This is a genomic window from Pseudoalteromonas sp. SG41-1 (assembly GCF_014164575.1).
Taxonomy (GTDB): Bacteria; Pseudomonadota; Gammaproteobacteria; order Enterobacterales; family Alteromonadaceae; genus Pseudoalteromonas; species Pseudoalteromonas rhizosphaerae.
The window spans coordinates 1-18014 of the sequence record NZ_JACJFL010000015.1 but is presented as its reverse complement, the minus strand read 5'-3'; the positions used below and the strand labels follow the sequence as shown (position 1 = coordinate 18014).

The window sequence follows — 18014 nt, the reverse complement described above, 5'->3', positions numbered from 1 at the left end:
TCCTCAAGCCTAATGGATACTGAGATAGAACTGAAGTTTTTGGTGTCAGACGCCGTAATCCCACTGATCCCCGCGTTAATTACTCAATTTGCAAAAACGGTTACTAATAAACCTTCGCGTAGTTTACAAAATGCTTATTTTGACACGCCAAGCCGTGAATTAAGAGCGCTCGATATCGGTTTTCGTACCCGCTGTGCTGATAATCAATGTGAGCAAACTATCAAGCTTGCTGGAGAAGTTATGGGCGGGTTGCATCAACGACCTGAATATAATTTACCGCTGGAAAGTAGCCGACCAAATATAACTGCATTTGATGCCAGTATTTGGCCGCATGGTATGCAAATAAGTGCAATTGCCGCTAATCTTTATCCTATTTTTAGTACTAACTTTATTCGTCGTACTTGGCTTATTGAAACCGACAGTGGCGCTAAAATTGAGGTCGTGTTAGATAAAGGCGAAGTATCTGCATCGGGTTTGATGGAGCCAATTTGTGAGCTTGAAATTGAACTGGTTGAAGGCAGCCGCGATGAATTATTTGCTTTAGCTGATAAGTTAGTGAGTCAAAGTAATATTCGTTTAGGGTTATATTCTAAAGCGGCTCGTGGTTATCGCCTTGCGGATGAAAAACCACTTAAGCCAAGTAAATCAATTGGCTTTGTATCGTTACCTAAATATGCAACACAAGAGCAAGCACTTATAGCCGCAATTGGCTTTGGTATTCGTTTTGTACAAAAACATGAACAGTGTTATTTCGATAAACCGAGTTTAAAAACTCTGAAACGAGTGACCGATGGAATTAGTTTAATCCGTCATACGTTCTGGTTGTTTGACGATATTGTTGATAAAAGCACCACCGAGCTATTACGCACCGAGCTAAAATGGCTATTAAGTGAATTAGCATGGGTTGAAAACGCGATTCAACTAAAAACCTATACATCCAAGCGCCACGCATACTATAAAAAAATCAACAGTGCACCTGAGTTAACGCAAGTTATTAATGACTTAAAAGAGCTACAGCCAAGTATTGATGATATTAATCGGTTGTTTCATAGCGCTCGCTATAACCGCTTATTATTGTCTTTAACCACCTGGCTGGTGGATAAGCAATGGCGTAAAAGTTGGGGACAAGTACAGTTTCAAGCAGCTGAAAAACCAGTCGCTGAGATTGCTAATCGATTATTTGAAAAAGATTGGCAAGACCTTCATCAATTACTTCCAGAACAAAAAACACTGACAGTTAAGGATTACTTGGATTTACGCATGCGTTTAGAAAACAGCTTACTCAGTGGTAACTGTTTAGGTTCGTTATTTGAAAAAGATGAACGCAGTGAGTTTCGTATTCCATGGTTAGATATTTCACACGGCATGTACGAGCTCAGCACGCTTGAGTATCTAAAGCAGTTATGTGCAGGACAAGATGATGAAGAGCTGGCAAAAATTCAAAGCTGGCTTGAAAGAAAGTCTGAATTCTTGGTCGACGCAATGGAACAAAGCCGTTTAGCTTCATATAAAATATCACCTTACTGGCAGTAATCGCCTTTAAGCCAGTACATAGGGAATACACATGGTACGGCGGGTATTATTACTAATGCTGCTCTTTAGTGCTGATGCGATCAGTGATGTTCAGCATTGGCAACTCTGGAAACAGCGTGATGGTGCAAGTGTGTACTACAAAAAACATGACAATGGTATTTTTGAAGTGCAGGCAGAGATCACTGTTGAAGGCGTCACGGCCAATGACTTTATGACATTGCTAAGTGATACTGACAGCGCGCCGTTATGGATTGATAATGTTACCCATGTGAAAGTGTTGGAACGACTAAGCCCCTCAGAAACTATTGTACATACCGAGTTTGACTCGCCGTGGCCGCTCGCTGATCGCGATATGGTGAGTTACTCATGCTACCAACAACTGAACGACACTCAGACGAAGTTAACGATTGCAGCAAAAACAGGGGAGCTTGCAAAGCGCCAAGCTGTGATCCGTATCACTGATCTAAAAGCACATTGGTTATTAACCCAACATAGCAGTGAAGGGCAATCATTGTTAACCATAACATATGAAATATACGCCAATCCTGGTGGTGCAATTCCTTATTGGCTAAGCAATAAAGTGGGATTAAAAAGTGCGATGCATACCTTGCTTGCTCTTAAATTACGCTTAATCAATAAAACCTATCAAACAAATCAGCAAGTAAGCCAAGTTGGCAATTGTATTCATGCCAATAAACAATAGCGTATTAATGCTAACAATCGACATAATCTAGATGGCTAGTTAATTTCTTGTTACTGTTTTTTTATTAAATATTTATTACAAATAATTACAAAAAAAATATTGTTACTGTAACTTAAATCGGTAATATTCCCGCCCTGGGAACATACTACTTTAAGGACAGTATAGTGTTAGCTTCATCACTTGCAGGCTCAAGCCGTTGGTTTTCATTTGTTAACGAAAGTTGGCGCATCGCTACATTATGGCTAGCGGGTGTTTTATTGTTTATGAGCTTTCGGATTTTCTTTTTAGTCTACTTTCATGACCGAATCACTGCACCAATAGATCTTGATGTCATTTTAAACACCTTAGAAACAGGATTTGCTTTTGACTCAGCAGCCAGTGGTGTGTGTTTTAGCATCCCCTTTTTATTAAATTGTATTTTACAGCCGATGCGCTTAGGTCATTGGGTAAGAATGGTGCGTAACTTTACAGGTAAACTCTTTTTTGTAGTCGCTATTTTACTCTGTATAACTAGTATTACGTATATTTCAGAGTACGGCAGTCAATTCAATTACTTTATGTTTGAAGGGTTGCACGATGATCAGCAAGCAATTGCTTTAACCGTGATTGAACAATATCGGCCATGGGGAAGTTTACTGGGGTTATTTACACTGTTAGTGGTTGCATTTAAGTTATGTCATCGCGTTGATAAGCAGTCGAATAGCTTTTTACAGCGCATTTTTACTGACTGTAAATGGAAGCGTACGTTGTTAATTAGCATCATAGTGGTGTTATTTATCTGTGCTATTCGAGGTTCTTTTGAGTCACGTCCGGCTTCACGGAAGTGGTCTGCGGTAACGCCGGACCCATTTATTAATAATTTAGTGATCAATCCATTTCGCAGCTTTTTATATGCCATTAAAGATTACAACGATCTACAAAGTCATGGCGTAGACGGCGAAAATCCATATTTAAATCATAACTCAGTGCTTGATGTCTTACCTTTAAACGCATTGAGTCAATATACTACAGCACCTTTGTTAGCTGCACCGTCACACGTGTTCGTGATTGTTATGGAAAGCTATGATTCTTGGCCGTTACAAAAGAAGTATGCTTCGCTTAATTTAACCAATCAGTTAAAAAATCTAGCTAGTAAAGGTATTTACCTAGATAACGTTTTACCTGCAGCTAGCAGTACTATGAATTCGCTATCCAGTATTGTATCTGGGATCCCTTATGCAGGGGTTAATATGAGTTTGATTGGGCCACAAAAACCAAGCAGCAAGTTATCGTTATTTAATCAATTAGAGCATTTAGGGTACACCAGCCAGTTTTTTTATGGTGGTTTATTATCATGGCAGAATGTCGGTGAGTACGTTCTATCTCAAGGTGCTGATAAGGTCTATTCAGCTACCGATGCTGGCGGTAAAGGTAGTGCAGGAGTCTGGGGCATTGATGATGGTCAGTTATTTGATTTAGTGGCAGAAAAAACCACACAGAAAAGTTTTAATGTGATTCTCTCTGGTAGTTATCATGGCCCGTTTAATCTCGATTTAGACAAATATAACTACCCTTATAAGTCGGCTGCAGATTACCCTGCAGAGATAAATAGATTAGAAGGGGAGTTATTAGATCCGTATGTATTAGGGCACTTGTGGTATGCAGATAAAATGCTGGGTGAGTTTGTGGCTAAGATGGAGCAACGCTATCCAGATGCATTATTTGTCATTACAGGGGATCATTATAGTCGTCGTAACTTTCACAAGCGTCCAAATTTATATGAGTTAACCCATGTGCCGATGGTGATTTATGGCAAAGGTGTTAGCGCAGATTTAGTGCCAGCACAACAAGTGGCAAGCCATATGGATATCGCTCCAACATTATTAGATTTAATTGCGCCAGCAAATACTCAGTTTTATAGCATGGGACAATCATTATTTAATGCAGCGCCAGATCGAAGGGTATTTGGTTTTCAAACAATACGTCACAATGAGCAGCTTTGGCGTGGTGATTTATCGGCACTTTATGAGTATTATAGGGTCAATGAGCGGGATAAAACTCAGCTTTTACCGACAACACCACCGCAATTTGTCGAAGTTGATGCGCAGGCAGAGCAAGCATATACCCAGTATATGGCGACAGCCTGGCAGTTATTAACTCAAGGCATGGATTAAGGTAATGTGTTTGGCCGATCACCCGATAAGCAAAAGCTATACGCTAAAGATCATAAAATGACTAAACCAGAAATTAATTTAGTAAACAAACCCAACGGCATAGGGATTGGGCGCATTTTTAAAGCAACCAAGTGCTCAATTAAAGGTTTTAAAGCTGCATTTAAGGAAGAATCGGCCTTTCGCACTGAGCTTGCGCTAGGGCTAGTATTATTGCCGTTATCATTTTGGCTAGCGCAATCATTACAGCACTGGGTGATACTTATAATCAGCTTTTTGTTATTGTTGATTGTTGAGTTGCTAAATTCAGCAATTGAAGCATTAACAGATCGAGTCGGTGTTGAATATCATGTGTTATCAGGGCGAGCGAAAGATATCGCTTCAGCAGCTGTGACATTAGCACTGATAGTGTTATTTATTGTATGGGCTGTGGCTGGGTATGAAAAGATAATTACATTGATAGGTTAGGAAGTTAGGCAAAACGTCACTGGCTTTGAGCAACGAGCTTCGAATACACCCAAGTCACTTTCTAGAACTGAGCTTTAATTGCGCGGGGTAAACCCGCGCCTACGTCTGGTAGCAGCGAGTTTATCTCGCGACAAACACTTTATCCTTCCCGGTGGCAAGCCACTCGCCTACAAGTAATATCCACCGCGCTCCTGTAGGTCGCCATTTATGGCGACAAGCCTATTTACCTCCGAGGGTAGGAGGTGCTGTGCGCTACACCTAGAAGACAAAAGTAAAGTTGATTACTTACAGGTTTTTCCTCTATGAACTCGGTGAACTCTGTGGTGAAATTATTAAAAAATAGGTTTGCACCAAGAGTAGTGAATGAGGGGGAAATACCACTGGCTTCGAACACGCCCTAACTCCTAGTCACTTCCTGGAACCGAGCTTTAATTGCGCGGGGTAAACCCGCGACTATGTCTGGTAGCCGCGAGTTTACCTCGCGACAATAACCTAGGCATTTACAACAATATAATCAGCAGGCATAAAAAAAAGCGCCAATTGGCGCTTTTTCTACATTTACATAAAGGCTGATATTAAAGACCAGCTGCTGCGCGAAGTGCGTCTGCTTTATCTGTGCGTTCCCAAGGGAATTCATCACGACCAAAATGCCCGTAAGCTGCAGTTGGTAGATAAATTGGGCGCTCAAGATCAAGCATTTTAATTAAGCCATATGGACGTAAGTCAAAGTGTTCACGAATCAATTCAATTAAACGTGATTCTTCAAGCTTGCTGGTACCAAATGTTTCAACACTGATTGACGTGGGCTCTGCAACACCGATTGCGTAAGAAACTTGTAGCTCACATTTGTCAGCAAGGCCCGCAGCAACGATGTTTTTAGCAACGTAACGTGCAGCGTACGCAGCTGAACGGTCAACTTTTGATGGATCTTTACCAGAGAATGCACCGCCACCATGACGAGCCATGCCGCCATAGGTATCAACGATAATTTTACGACCAGTAAGACCACAGTCACCCATTGGGCCACCGATTACAAAACGGCCAGTCGGGTTAATGAAAAACTTAGTTGCACTAGTGATAAGCTCAGCAGGAAGTACTGGCTTGATGATTGTTTCCATCACAGCTTCTACTAAATCTTTTTGTGAAATGTCTTCACTGTGTTGAGTAGAAAGTACCACTGCGTCAATACCTACTGGCTTGCCGTTTTCATATGCAAAAGTAACTTGTGATTTTGCATCAGGACGTAACCAGTTAAGCTCGCCGCTTTTACGTACTTGCGCTTGACGCTGCACTAAACGGTGTGAGTAAGTGATTGGTGCAGGCATTAATACTTCAGTTTCGTTACATGCGTAACCAAACATTAGGCCTTGGTCGCCAGCGCCTTGTTCTTCTGGGCTAGTACGGTCAACACCTTGGTTGATGTCAGGAGACTGCTTACCAATCGTGTTTAAAATTGCACACGAGTCTGCATCAAAACCCATATCAGAATGAGTGTAGCCAATTTCACGTACAGTTTTACGTGTGATTTCTTCGATATCAACCCATGCGCTAGTAGTGATTTCACCACCAACCATAACCATACCAGTCTTTACGTAAGTTTCACACGCAACACGGGCATGAGAATCTTGTTCTAAGATGGCATCTAGTACCGCGTCAGAGATTTGGTCCGCGATTTTATCCGGATGACCTTCAGAAACAGATTCAGAAGTAAATAAATGTTTTGCCATTGTCTTTGCTCACAAATATTGCGCTTCACAAACGTCGGTAAGAGCGCTAAAAAATTTAGGGGCGTATTTTATCTAAAACAACGATAGTTGCATAGTTTTTTTACGCCTAGACGTCTAAATAAAATTACTAATAACTTTTTGTTCTTAAAAAAAATTCATAATGCCCAATTTAATCAGGTTTTTAATTGCATACAGCCCCTACAATAAGTAAGAATGGATCTTCAAATGAATACACACAATAACCAGCGCAAATACAGTAAAGGTAGGAGAATCCATGCCGTCTCGCAAAGAACTTGCAAATGCTATTCGCGTCTTATCAATGGACGCAGTACAAAAGGCCAAATCAGGCCACCCTGGAGCCCCTATGGGCATGGCTGATATCGCAGAAGTACTATGGCGCGATTATCTAAACCACAATCCAACAAATCCAGAGTGGGTAGATAGAGATCGATTTATACTTTCCAATGGCCACGGTTCAATGCTTATTTATTCTCTATTGCATTTAAGTGGTTATGATTTACCAATTGAGGAAATTAAAAACTTCCGTCAAATGCATTCAAAAACACCTGGCCATCCAGAATATGGGTATGCGCCAGGTATTGAGACTACTACGGGCCCACTTGGTCAAGGGATCACTAACGCGGTAGGTATGGCGATTGCTGAAAAAGCATTAGCCGCGCAATTTAACCGCGAAGGTCACGATATTGTTGATCACCACACATATACTTTCTTAGGCGATGGTTGCTTAATGGAAGGTATTTCTCATGAAGCATGTTCACTTGCCGGCACATTAGGCCTAGGTAAGCTTGTTGCGTTTTGGGATGACAACGGTATTTCAATTGATGGTGAAGTTGAAGGTTGGTTTAGCGACGATACACCTGCACGCTTTAAAGCCTACGGTTGGCATGTCGTAAGTGACGTTGATGGCCATGACTCAGACGCTATCCGCGCAGCCATCGAAGAAGCACGCAGCATCACCGACAAACCAACACTAATTTGTTGTAAAACAGTTATCGGTTATGGTTCACCAAATAAATCAGGCAGCCATGATTGTCACGGCGCACCACTAGGTGAAGACGAAATCAAAGCAGCACGCGAGTTCCTTGGTTGGACTGGTGAAGCATTTGAAATCCCAGCTGATATTTATGCACAATGGGATGGCAAAGAAAAGGGTAAACAACTTGAAGCTAACTGGGATGAAAAATTTGCCGCGTACGCCGCTGCACACCCAGAACTAGCCGCTGAATTTAAACGCCGTACTAGTAGTGAGTTGCCAGCAGATTGGGCTGAAAAATCACAAGCATATATTGAGCAACTAGACGCAAATCCAGCAAACCCAGCATCACGTAAGGCATCGCAAGACGCACTGAATGCATTTGGTCCATTACTGCCTGAATTTATGGGCGGCTCAGCTGATTTAGCCGGTTCTAACCTGACTCTTTGGAAAGGCTCTAAAGGCTTAACACGCGATGATGCCAGCGGTAACTACATCTATTACGGTGTGCGTGAGTTTGGGATGTCGGCGATTATGAATGGTATTGCATTGCATAAAGGTTTTATTCCTTACGGCGCAACTTTCCTAATGTTTATGGAATATGCACGTAATGCTGTTCGTATGGCTGCACTTATGAAAGTGCCAAGCATTTTTGTATACACCCACGATTCAATCGGTTTAGGTGAAGATGGTCCAACTCACCAACCAGTAGAGCAAATTGCTAGCATGCGTTTAACGCCAAACTTAGTTAACTGGCGCCCGTGTGACCAAGTTGAGTCTGCGATTGCATGGCAACAAGCGATTGAACGCCAAGATGGTCCAACATCACTTATCTTTACTCGCCAAGGCCTTGAGCAACAAACTCGCTCAGCGCAGCAATTAAGCGACGTGAAAAAAGGTGGTTATGTGCTGAGCTGTGACGGCGAGCCTGAGCTTATCTTAATCGCAACTGGCTCTGAGGTGCAATTAGCACAAGATTCAGCCGCTGAACTGCGTAAGCAAGGTAAAAAAGTACGTGTTGTCTCTATGCCATCGACCGATGTATTTGATGCACAAGACGCTGCTTATAAAGAAAGTGTACTACCAGCTGCAGTTTCACGCCGCGTAGCCGTAGAAGCAGGTATTGCTGACTACTGGTATAAATACGTAGGTTTAAACGGCGCTGTAGTAGGTATGACCACCTTTGGTGAGTCAGCACCAGCTAATGAGCTGTTTGAGCACTTTGGCTTCACGGTAGAAAACATCGTAAACAAAGCAAACGAATTGTTTTAACCTTAAAGGTTAAAATGTAAAAAGCCCGCACTGTGTTAAACGCAGTGCGGGCTTTTTTATACAGAGCTTTAAGCCGTCAGCTATCAGTTTTAAGTCTGAGGCGCAGTGCCAAGTAAAATCGTAGGAGGTTGCTTCAGCTCCGATTTTTATGGTGTTTTGTTCTAGATTCTCTGTAATACCTTGTTGGCGTGAAACTTGTTTCTCGAGAAAAGTGAATTTGAGTTTTAAGCCGTTAGATATAAGGCTTAAAGGTGCATGCTAGGTAGCGGTGAGTTGCTAGCGTAAAGTTATTTGAAGGTAAATGTTAAATTATGGTTTGTCATAATCAAGAAACAGTGGAGGGTAATTTGACAAAGAGTGATCGGTAGCGATTAACAATAAGTCTAAATCTTTACAGATTTGTAGTCCCAACTTTGACATTACTTTTAAGCATTCAATTTGCATGCATTTTTCTGCATAATCCTCGAAACGAGTTTCTGTTTCAATATATCTTATGTTGCCTACTACTAATGCCCAGTTGAGCCAGAGTTTAGATAAACATTGTTTGTACATTATTTGGTTTCTAATAAATTTAGCTTTATCTGTTTTGTAAATATTTATTGCATCTTCAAACGCATTTTTTAAAGTTATTGATTGGCCAGGTTTATCTGTTTGAATAGTAGAATTCAAAGACTGAGTAACTAATTCGGTATAGTAGTCAATATTTTTGGATAGTTTTGCTATTTCCGCTCTCTCAATTAAATCTAATTGAATCTCATTTTGATGGTTTTGGAGGTTTAACTGTTTGTTTTGTATTTTTGTCTGTTTTGACATAAGAATAGTCTGCATAAAAATTACACTGAGCGTTAATATACTTAAAATTGGGGTGTAGACTCCTCCAAAAAATGACCCTAATTCAGACCACTGCGAAATATTAGAATAAAAACCAATTCCAAAATTTGATGTGAAGAGTATGATAGGTAACGCTAAAATAAAAATGATAAATAGAAAAAAGTAAACCTTCTTATTTTTGTAAATATCTGTCACTTTTCAATATCCCACTTTTTATTTTTAAATATTAATTTAACTTAATAGATTAATTTCGTTTTCGCAATCTATTGTTTATTACCATGAGTGAAAAGAGCTTTAGGATCAGGTCTTGGCTTTTTCTTCTATCTGTTCAACCCCTAACCACTTGACGCGCTAAAGCACGACCTACACTGTCAGCCCGAAGCCCATGAGTATTTTTCACATCACTACACTTGCATGCTATGCGTCCTTAAGGCAATGTGGTTGCAGTTAAATTATAAATCAAAGAACAGGAGTGAGGATGTCTCAGTTTGATAATGTAAGTGTTGTTAAAACAGCGAACGTATATTTTGACGGTAAAGTATCAAGTCGTACCGTAGTTTTTGCTGATGGCAGCACTAAAACGTTAGGTTTTATGCAACCGGGTGAGTTTGAATTTGCTACGAGCAAAAAAGAATTGATGGAATTAAACGGCGGCCAGTGGGATGTATTACTCCCTGGTGAGACGAAATGGCAAACGATGTCAGCAGGGGAGTCTTTTAATGTTGATGCTAACGTTACCTTTCAAGTAAAAGTGACTGACTTTGCTGATTACTGTTGTTCGTATACTTAACATACAAATTAAGTGTCACGCTGAAAGCCCGCCATGCGCGGGCTTTTGCATATTTAATGTGACTAAATTGATCTACATCAGCTGTAATAACAAATAAATTTCATATTTATGCTTTTCTGCCTTGTGTTAATCTAAATAGCCCCCAATACTAGTTATGAGGTAACATAAAAAAGGATACCCTATGAAAATTAATCTTTCTGGTCACCATGTTGACGTTACTGACTCTATTAGAGAGCACATCAACGAAAAATTTTCAAAAATTGCGAGTCATTTTCCATCTCTGATCGCACTAGATATCATTCTTTCAAAAGAGCATCATAAGCTCCAAGCAGAAATCAGTACCATATACGAAGGCGCGCGTTTATCCGTTAAAGGTGAGAACGAAGTTCTTTATCCAGCTATTGCAAACGCGGCTAAAAAACTCGATGCAGCACTAAAGCATCGTAAAGGCCAAATTAAAGCCAATTTACATGAAAAACCGGTGAGCACTACACCTGAAATTGCTCATGAAATTATTCAAGAAATGGACCTACGTTAAATAATAAAGACGCTAGATCTTAGGCAACTAGGATCTAGCGATTTACATCTAAAGGACTAGTCCTCTAAACCTCCGCTTTACTCTTTATTTCTTAATTAAAACGCTGTAACTTGCTTATTATTAACCATAAGTAATAAGTACACAGATGCAGTCAGCAGTATCAATTTGGCAAACTCGTTTAAACGCACTAGGTCCCGGTATTTTAATGGCGACCGCTGCAATTGGTGGCTCACATTTAGTGGCATCAACGCAAGCAGGGGCTATTTTTGGCTGGCAGCTATTTTGGTTAATCCTCGTTGTTAACGTGCTTAAGTATCCGTTTTTCCGCTTTGGTATCGAGTACACGCTAGCCACAAAAAAAAGCTTAGTTGAAGGCTATCAAAGTAAAGGCCCATGGTTTTTTTATAGTTTTATTGGGTTAAATATTATTGCTGCGGTGGTCAATACTGCTGGTGTGCTGCTATTAACGGCCAGTTTATTACACTACGCTTTACCCATTGCTATTTCAGTGACTTTACTGTGTTGGTTGATCCTCGCCGTTTGCTTAGTCATTTTATTACTCGGGCACTTTAAAGCACTCGATAGCGTCGCAAAGGCTATTATGGGGCTACTTACACTAGCAACAGTCATTGCCCTAGCTATTGCATTTAGTAACGGCCCAATGGCACCTGCTGATTACGTTGGCCCATCTCCCTATGAACTTGCTATGCTGGGTTTTATGGTGGCATTGATGGGTTGGATGCCTGCACCGATTGAAATCTCAGCATTAAGCTCATTGTGGCTTAAAGAAAAGCAAAGTCAGCAAAGCGTGACTAAGGCTCAGGGGTTGTTTGATTTTAATTTAGGTTATTGGTTAACCGCAGGGCTGGCATTAGTATTCTTTTCACTTGGTGTGCTAGTGCAATATGGGCAAAGCGCGAATATAGAGCTCGGCGGCGTGGCATTTGCTAAACAGCTTATTGATATGTATGCCCTCACCATAGGTGAATGGGCACGACCATTAGTTTCAATTATCGCGTTTTTGTGTATGTTTGGCACAACTTTAACCGTGCTTGATGGCTACGCGCGCACATTAAACGAATCACACAAGTTATTAGGTTTTAAACAAAGTAAGCACAGCTTAAATATCTGGTTGATAGTACAATCTTTGGCGGGGATGGCGGTGATCTTATTCTTTAAATCAGCCCTTGGCCCTATGCTTACTTTTGCTATGACGCTAGCATTTTTGACTACGCCGATTTTTGCATGGCTGAACTTCAGCTTAGTTCGCTCAGTGCCAAGTATTCAGCATTCCAAAGTAATACAAAGCTTGAGCTGGTTAGGACTGATTTATTTAGTTGGCTTTGCGTTGGTGTTTTTGGTTTGGAAGCTTGGTTAACAGCAAAGTAGTTAATTCGAGTTTGCGCGGGGTAAACCCCCGCCTACGTATTGGTAGCAGCGAGTTTACCTCGCGACTGTTTATACATTTACACCGATAAACCTATTTTACCACCGAGGGCAGGAGGCGCTGCGCGCTACACAGAGAAACCAAAGTAAAAAATTACTTATTTCTTCTCTGTGAACTCGGTGTTCTCGGTGGTGAATTAATCACTAAAACCATTTTGCACAAAGAGAAGTGAATGAGAGTAAATGAGAAAAAACAGGGGCTTCGAGCTGTGGGATAAATACACCTAGCACTTAGTCAGTTTCTAGAACCTAGCCCCTACTTTTATAATTACTTCTCTAAAGCGCAGCGCCTCTTAACCTCTTTGTGAATCAATTCTTTGTACGAATAAAGCTTGTTCTATTTGAAAAAATCATCGTCGTTTTTAGCAAGCATAGCTTCAATATCTTCAATCATATCTTGGCTTAAATCATCTGCAGAGGTAATAGGTGCAGAGATTTTATTGTTTTCAAACGACCATTCGCCTAAATCAATTAACTGACAGCGTTTTGAACAAAAAGGGCGGTGCGGACTTTTTTCTGACCATTCGACTTGGTTTTTACACGTTGGGCAGCTTACAACTGTTGGCATAACATCTTCTCATACATATTGTTTACGATTTATAACTCTAAAACCTAGAACCCTAGGTTTTAGGATCTTAAAAACTAGTTACTCGGTTTATCTCGGCTAATGAAGTCATACCGGCGGCAGCTTTTCTGAGGCCTGATAAACGCAAGTTATTAAAGCCTGACTTTAACGATACTTCAGCAATTTCTAGTGAATTACCGCCACGCATAATGATTTGCGCTATTTCTGGAGTAATCTGCATTACTTCATAAATACCCACACGACCTTTGTAGCCATCAGTGCAACTATCGCAGCCTTTGGGAGCAAATAAAGTGAGTTCAGTTATTTGTTCAGGGCTAAAACCTTGGCGTTGTAACTCTTCGTCCGGCAAGCTTTCTGGTGCTTTACATTTAGGGCATAAACGTCGAGCTAAGCGCTGTGCGATAATTAAGCTAATCGAGCTGGCAACGTTATAAGCAGGTACACCCATATTAAGTAAACGGGTTAGGGTTTCAGGAGCAGAGTTAGTATGTAAGGTCGATAATACCAAGTGACCAGTTTGCGCCGCTTTGATAGAAATTTCAGCGGTCTCAAGATCACGGATCTCACCTACCATCACCACATCAGGATCTTGACGTAAAAACGCTTTTAGCGCATTAGCAAAGGTCATCTCTGCGCGCGGGTTAATTTGTACTTGGTTGATACCTTCAAGGTTAATCTCAACCGGATCTTCTGCAGTGCTGATATTACGCTCTGGTTGGTTAAGAATATTCAAACCAGTGTAAAGTGATACTGTTTTACCCGAGCCGGTAGGGCCGGTAACTAAAATCATGCCTTGCGGTTGTTGCAGCGCATCCATATAGAGCTTTTTCTGCTCAGGTTCGTAACCCAGTACATCAATGCCAAGCATGGCACTGGATGAATCAAGGATACGCATTACTATTTTTTCGCCCCACAAAGTCGGCAGCGTACTTACCCGGAAATCGATACTTTTACGTTCGGTGATTTTAAGTTTGATACGGCCATCTTGTGGTTTGCGTTTTTCGGCAATATCTAAGCGTGCCATTACTTTTATCCGCGCTGATAAACGCGTGGCTAAGCTGTTCGGCGGGCTGGCCATTTCATGTAAAATGCCATCGATACGAAAACGCACGCGGTATTTATGTTCGTAAGGTTCAAAGTGTAAATCCGAGGCGCCTTTTTTAATTGCATCCATCAAAATTTTATTGATGTATACGATAATCGGGGCATCGTCTTTTTCGTCTTCGCCATTGTTTTGTATTTCGCGAGGACCTTCGGTATCTAAATCACTAAATTCTTTAAATTCTTCATCACTTAAATTTAAACTGCCCGACGCATCAAGCAGTTGATCTATTTTGGCTTCAAGCTGGCGATAATCAACAACGACCACCTCACAAGCAAGCCCTGTACTGAATTCAAAGTTTTCAAAAGCACCATAATCAGTAGGATCCGACGCGGCAATGTAGAGTTTACGGCCTTTTTTAACTAAAGGTAGAATATGATGATCTTTGATCAGTTTTTCTTTAACAAGCTCTTTTGGGATCAGCTCGACGTCAAACTCACGTATATCAAAATAAGGCACTCGGAATAAGTCGATACATTGCTCGGCAAGTTCATGACCATCAATACCGCTGCATTTTGCGATCAACTCTGCTGTTGAGCCATACTCACGCTGTTTGAGTTTGACTGTTTCTGCGTCAATACGGCCAAGCGTAATAAACTTTCTAAGTAATGGTGAATTAATATTCATTGCGCACCTTGGTTAGATCCTTTCATAGCCAGCAATTTATCAGAAAAAAGAATGGTATAACATCAGTCTTGTCGATTTAAGGTAATTTGACAACAAAAAGCTAAAAAGTTTTTGTTTATCACAACCGTTATCATCTTTATTAGTTAACTTTAGCCGTTAGTTGTAAGTAGTTTTGATGAAGCTGCATTATATCCTGCTCAACTAAATGCAATGGGCGGTTGTTATCAATCACATCGTCAGCTCGATGGCGTTTATCCTCGCGTGACATTTGTGCGGCGATAATACTGCGTGCTTGCTGCTCAGAGGTGTTATCGCGGGCGATAGTACGCTTGAGTTGTATTTCTACAGGAACGTCAATCACTAAAGTGCGATCACAATATTGCTCAAGACCATTTTCAAATAACAGTGGTGCGACGAGCACCACATATGCGCTGTTTGCAGAGTGTAAATCAGTAAGGATTTTTTCACGGATCAGTGGATGCAGCAAATTATTAAGCCAAGTTTTTTGCGCTGTATCAGCAAAAATAATCTCACGTAATTGCGCCCTGTTTAAACTGCCGTCGGGGTTTAGCACTTGGGCACCAAAATGCTCACTAATAGCAGCTAAACCAGGGCTATGCGGTTTGACTACGTGGCGTGCAATAATGTCAGCATCAACCACGGTAATAGCGAGTTTTTCAAACATGGCACTAACGGCGCTTTTTCCGCAACCAATACCGCCGGTTAAGCCCAGCACCCAATTTTTCATCGGTTTATGAGTGGATGCATTCATATTAATAACCTAACAAATTAAAATAAAATACTTGGATTTGTGTGCCCCATAACAAAGTAACCCAGCCGGCAATGGCTAAATAAGGCCCAAATGGAATTGGCGTGGCTTTATCTTTGCCTTGAATACTCAATAATGCGATACCAATAATAGCGCCCACTACACTCGATAATAAAACAATGGTGAGTAATGATTGCCAGCCAAGCAATGCGCCAAATACCGCCAGTAATTTAAAATCACCATAGCCCATGCCTTCTTTACCGGTGATCAGTTTAAATAGCCAAAATACGCTCCAGAGGCTTAAGTAACCACATGCTGCACCAATAATGGCATCTGTTGGGGAGATAGTGATGCCCATTACCGCAGCAATTAATGCTAACCAGACTAAAGGTAAGGTGAGTTGGTCAGGCAGTAGCATATGATCAATGTCAATAAAGGTCAGGGCGACGAGCACCCAAGTAATTAAAATATACAGTAGTGCCTGCTCAGTCGCGCCAAAGGTGTAGGCCACTATTAAGCTTAAAACCGCAGTAAGCATTTCAACAATTGGGTAACGTACTGAAATAGGGTTACTGCAACTAGCGCAGCGACCTTTTAACAATAACCAGCTAATAACAGGAATGTTTTGCCAAGGCTTAATGGCAGTTTTGCATTTTGGGCAAGTAGAGTTAGGCTTGACCAGATTAAACTCAGCTTCTGTATTATCAGCTTTTGTGGGTTTTAAATCGTTAGCCAGTAAAACACGGCATTCTGTTTGCCATTCACGTTGCATCATTATCGGCAACCGGTAAATAACTACATTCAAAAAACTGCCAATACACAGGCTCACTAAGCCAACAGTGAGTAAGTAAAACCATAATTGGTTTTGCATAACAGTGATTATATCGAGAAAGAAATTTTGCATTCGCTAAAACCTAAAACCTAAAAACTACTAAAAGCCCGCGCTTACGTGTATGTAGCAGCGAGTTTACCTCGTGATTGTTTATACATTTACACCGATAAACTTATTTTACCACCGAGGGCACAAAGGCGCTGCGCGCTACACAGAGAAACCAAAGTAAAAAATCACTTATTTCTTCTCTGTGAACTCGGTGGTGAATTAATCACTGACAGAACTTGAATCTATTGCGCGGGGTAACCCCGCGGCTACGTATTGGTAGCAGCGAGTTTACCTCGCGACTGTTTATACATTTACACAAACAAACCTATTTTACCACCGAGGGCACAAAGGCGCTGCGCGCTACACAGAGAAACCAAAGTAAAAAATTACTTATTTCTTCTCTGTGAACTCTGTGTTCTCGGTGGTGAATTAATCACTGACAGAACTTGAATCTATTGCGCGGGGTAACCCCGCGCTTACGTGTATGTAGCAGCGAGTTTACCTCGCGACTGTTTATACATTTACACCGACAAATCTATTTTACCACCGAGGGCACAAAGGCGCTGCGCGCTACACAGAGAGACCAAAGTAAAAAATCACTTATTTCTTCTCTGTGTTCTCGGTGGTGAATTAATCACTGATAGAACTTGAATCTAATTGCACGGGGTAACCCCGCGCCTACGCATTGGTAGCAGCGAGTTTACCTCGCGACTGTTCATACATTTACACAAACAAACCTATTTTACCACCGAGGGCACAAAGGCGCTGCGCGCTACACTTAGAGACCAAAGTAAAAAATCACTTATTTCTTCTCTGTGAACTCTGTGTTCTCGGTGGTGAATTAATCACTGACAGAACTTTAATCTAATTGCGTGGGGTAACCCCGCGCCTACGTATTGGTAGCAGCGAGCTTACCTCGCGACTGTTTATACATTTCCACCGATAAACCTATTTTACCACCGAGGGCACAAAGGCGCTGCGCGCTACACAGAGAAACCAAAGTAAAAAATCACTTATTTCTTCTCTGTGGTGAATTAATCACTGACAGAACTTTAATCTATTGCGCGGGGTAAACCCGCGGCTACGTATTGGTAGCAGCGAGTTTACCTCGCGACTGTTCATACATTTACACAAACAAACCTATTTTACCACCGAGGGCACAAAGGCGCTTCGCGCTACACAGAGAAACCAAAGTAAAAAATCACTTATTTCTTCTCTGTGTTCTCGGTGGTGAATTAATCACTGATAGAACTTGAATCTAATTGCGCGGGGTAACCCCGCGCCTACGTATTGGTAGCAGCGAGTTTATCTCGCGACAATGAGATTATTTTCGCGGTGGCAAGCCTCTCGCCTACAAGTAATGTCCACAATTAAAAACCTTTCTGCACAAAGAGTAGAATGAGAGCAAATGAGAAATGCGCCACGGGCTTCGAATACACCCTAGCCACTTCCTAGCACCTATTTTTACAATTACTTCTTTAAAGCGCAGCGTCTCTTAATCTCTGTGGTGAATAAATCACTTAAATAAAAAAGATGTTGCATTGCTTAATATAAATTAGGAACATTATTGCTTACAGCTTACAGCTTACAGCTTACAG

14 protein-coding genes are annotated in these 18014 nt (G+C 41.2%); 8 read left to right on the top strand and 6 right to left on the bottom strand.

All coding sequences use genetic code 11. The annotated features are described in order from the left end of the window. The first annotated feature begins 12 nt into the window (after nt 1-12). From H5203_RS10625 to H5203_RS10610, 4 genes are all read left to right on the top strand, one after another. On the top strand, nt 13-1533 hold the full coding sequence (locus H5203_RS10625) for a CYTH and CHAD domain-containing protein (RefSeq protein WP_149981355.1): 1521 nt from the start codon (nt 13-15) through the stop codon (nt 1531-1533). A gap of 31 nt (nt 1534-1564) precedes the next feature. Then, nucleotides 1565-2236 (top strand): START domain-containing protein, encoded by a 672-nt coding sequence (locus H5203_RS10620; RefSeq protein ID WP_259399575.1) that lies wholly within the window; start codon nt 1565-1567, stop codon nt 2234-2236. A gap of 164 nt (nt 2237-2400) precedes the next feature. Further along, a complete protein-coding gene (locus H5203_RS10615; RefSeq protein ID WP_182819714.1) occupies nt 2401-4389 on the top strand; it encodes an LTA synthase family protein in 1989 nt (662 codons plus the stop codon). Between the two features lie 57 nt (nt 4390-4446). Continuing rightward, on the top strand, nt 4447-4854 hold the full coding sequence (locus H5203_RS10610) for a diacylglycerol kinase (protein WP_182819713.1): 408 nt from the start codon (nt 4447-4449) through the stop codon (nt 4852-4854). 575 nt (nt 4855-5429) lie between these two features. Here H5203_RS10610 and metK read toward each other — a convergent pair. Next, nucleotides 5430-6581, bottom strand: coding sequence for a methionine adenosyltransferase (gene metK / locus H5203_RS10605; RefSeq protein WP_149981353.1), 1152 nt, complete (start codon nt 6579-6581; stop codon nt 5430-5432). Nucleotides 6582-6855: 274 nt separating this feature from the next. Here metK and tkt point away from each other — a divergent pair, with 274 nt between their 5' ends. Further along, a complete protein-coding gene (tkt, locus tag H5203_RS10600) occupies nt 6856-8847 on the top strand; it encodes a transketolase (protein ID WP_182819712.1) in 1992 nt (663 codons plus the stop codon). A gap of 309 nt (nt 8848-9156) precedes the next feature. On the opposite strand, the gene H5203_RS10595 is transcribed toward tkt, so the two are convergent. Further along, nucleotides 9157-9873 (bottom strand): hypothetical protein, encoded by a 717-nt coding sequence (locus tag H5203_RS10595; protein ID WP_145235185.1) that lies wholly within the window; start codon nt 9871-9873, stop codon nt 9157-9159. A 283-nt stretch (nt 9874-10156) separates the two neighbouring features. Here H5203_RS10595 and H5203_RS10590 point away from each other — a divergent pair, with 283 nt between their 5' ends. The 3 genes from H5203_RS10590 (at nt 10157) to H5203_RS10580 (ending at nt 12384) form a co-directional block, all read left to right on the top strand. Continuing rightward, a complete protein-coding gene (locus H5203_RS10590; protein WP_145235187.1) occupies nt 10157-10468 on the top strand; it encodes a pyrimidine/purine nucleoside phosphorylase in 312 nt (103 codons plus the stop codon). 181 nt (nt 10469-10649) lie between these two features. Next, complete coding sequence (hpf, locus tag H5203_RS10585) at nt 10650-11006, top strand: ribosome hibernation-promoting factor, HPF/YfiA family (RefSeq protein ID WP_145235189.1); 357 nt, start codon at nt 10650-10652, stop codon at nt 11004-11006. A gap of 205 nt (nt 11007-11211) precedes the next feature. After that, nucleotides 11212-12384 carry an NRAMP family divalent metal transporter gene (locus H5203_RS10580; RefSeq protein ID WP_182819721.1) on the top strand — a complete coding sequence of 391 codons (1173 nt, stop codon included), beginning with the start codon at nt 11212-11214 and terminating at the stop codon, nt 12382-12384. 405 nt (nt 12385-12789) lie between these two features. Here H5203_RS10580 and yacG read toward each other — a convergent pair whose 3' ends face one another. The 4 genes from yacG to H5203_RS10560 form a co-directional block, all read right to left on the bottom strand. After that, nucleotides 12790-13020: a DNA gyrase inhibitor YacG gene (gene yacG / locus H5203_RS10575; protein WP_182735849.1), complete on the bottom strand. Its 231-nt coding sequence runs from the start codon at nt 13018-13020 to the stop codon at nt 12790-12792. Between the two features lie 67 nt (nt 13021-13087). Continuing rightward, nucleotides 13088-14767, bottom strand: a complete 1680-nt coding sequence (gene pilB / locus H5203_RS10570) for a type IV-A pilus assembly ATPase PilB (RefSeq protein ID WP_145235193.1) — start codon at nt 14765-14767, stop codon at nt 13088-13090. A gap of 139 nt (nt 14768-14906) precedes the next feature. Continuing rightward, nucleotides 14907-15539 (bottom strand): dephospho-CoA kinase, encoded by a 633-nt coding sequence (gene coaE / locus H5203_RS10565; protein WP_182758400.1) that lies wholly within the window; start codon nt 15537-15539, stop codon nt 14907-14909. A 1-nt stretch (nt 15540) separates the two neighbouring features. After that, the gene (locus tag H5203_RS10560; protein ID WP_310736557.1) at nt 15541-16440 is read right to left on the bottom strand and encodes an A24 family peptidase; all 900 of its coding nucleotides are present in this window, start codon (nt 16438-16440) and stop codon (nt 15541-15543) included. Nucleotides 16441-18014 lie beyond the last annotated feature (1574 nt).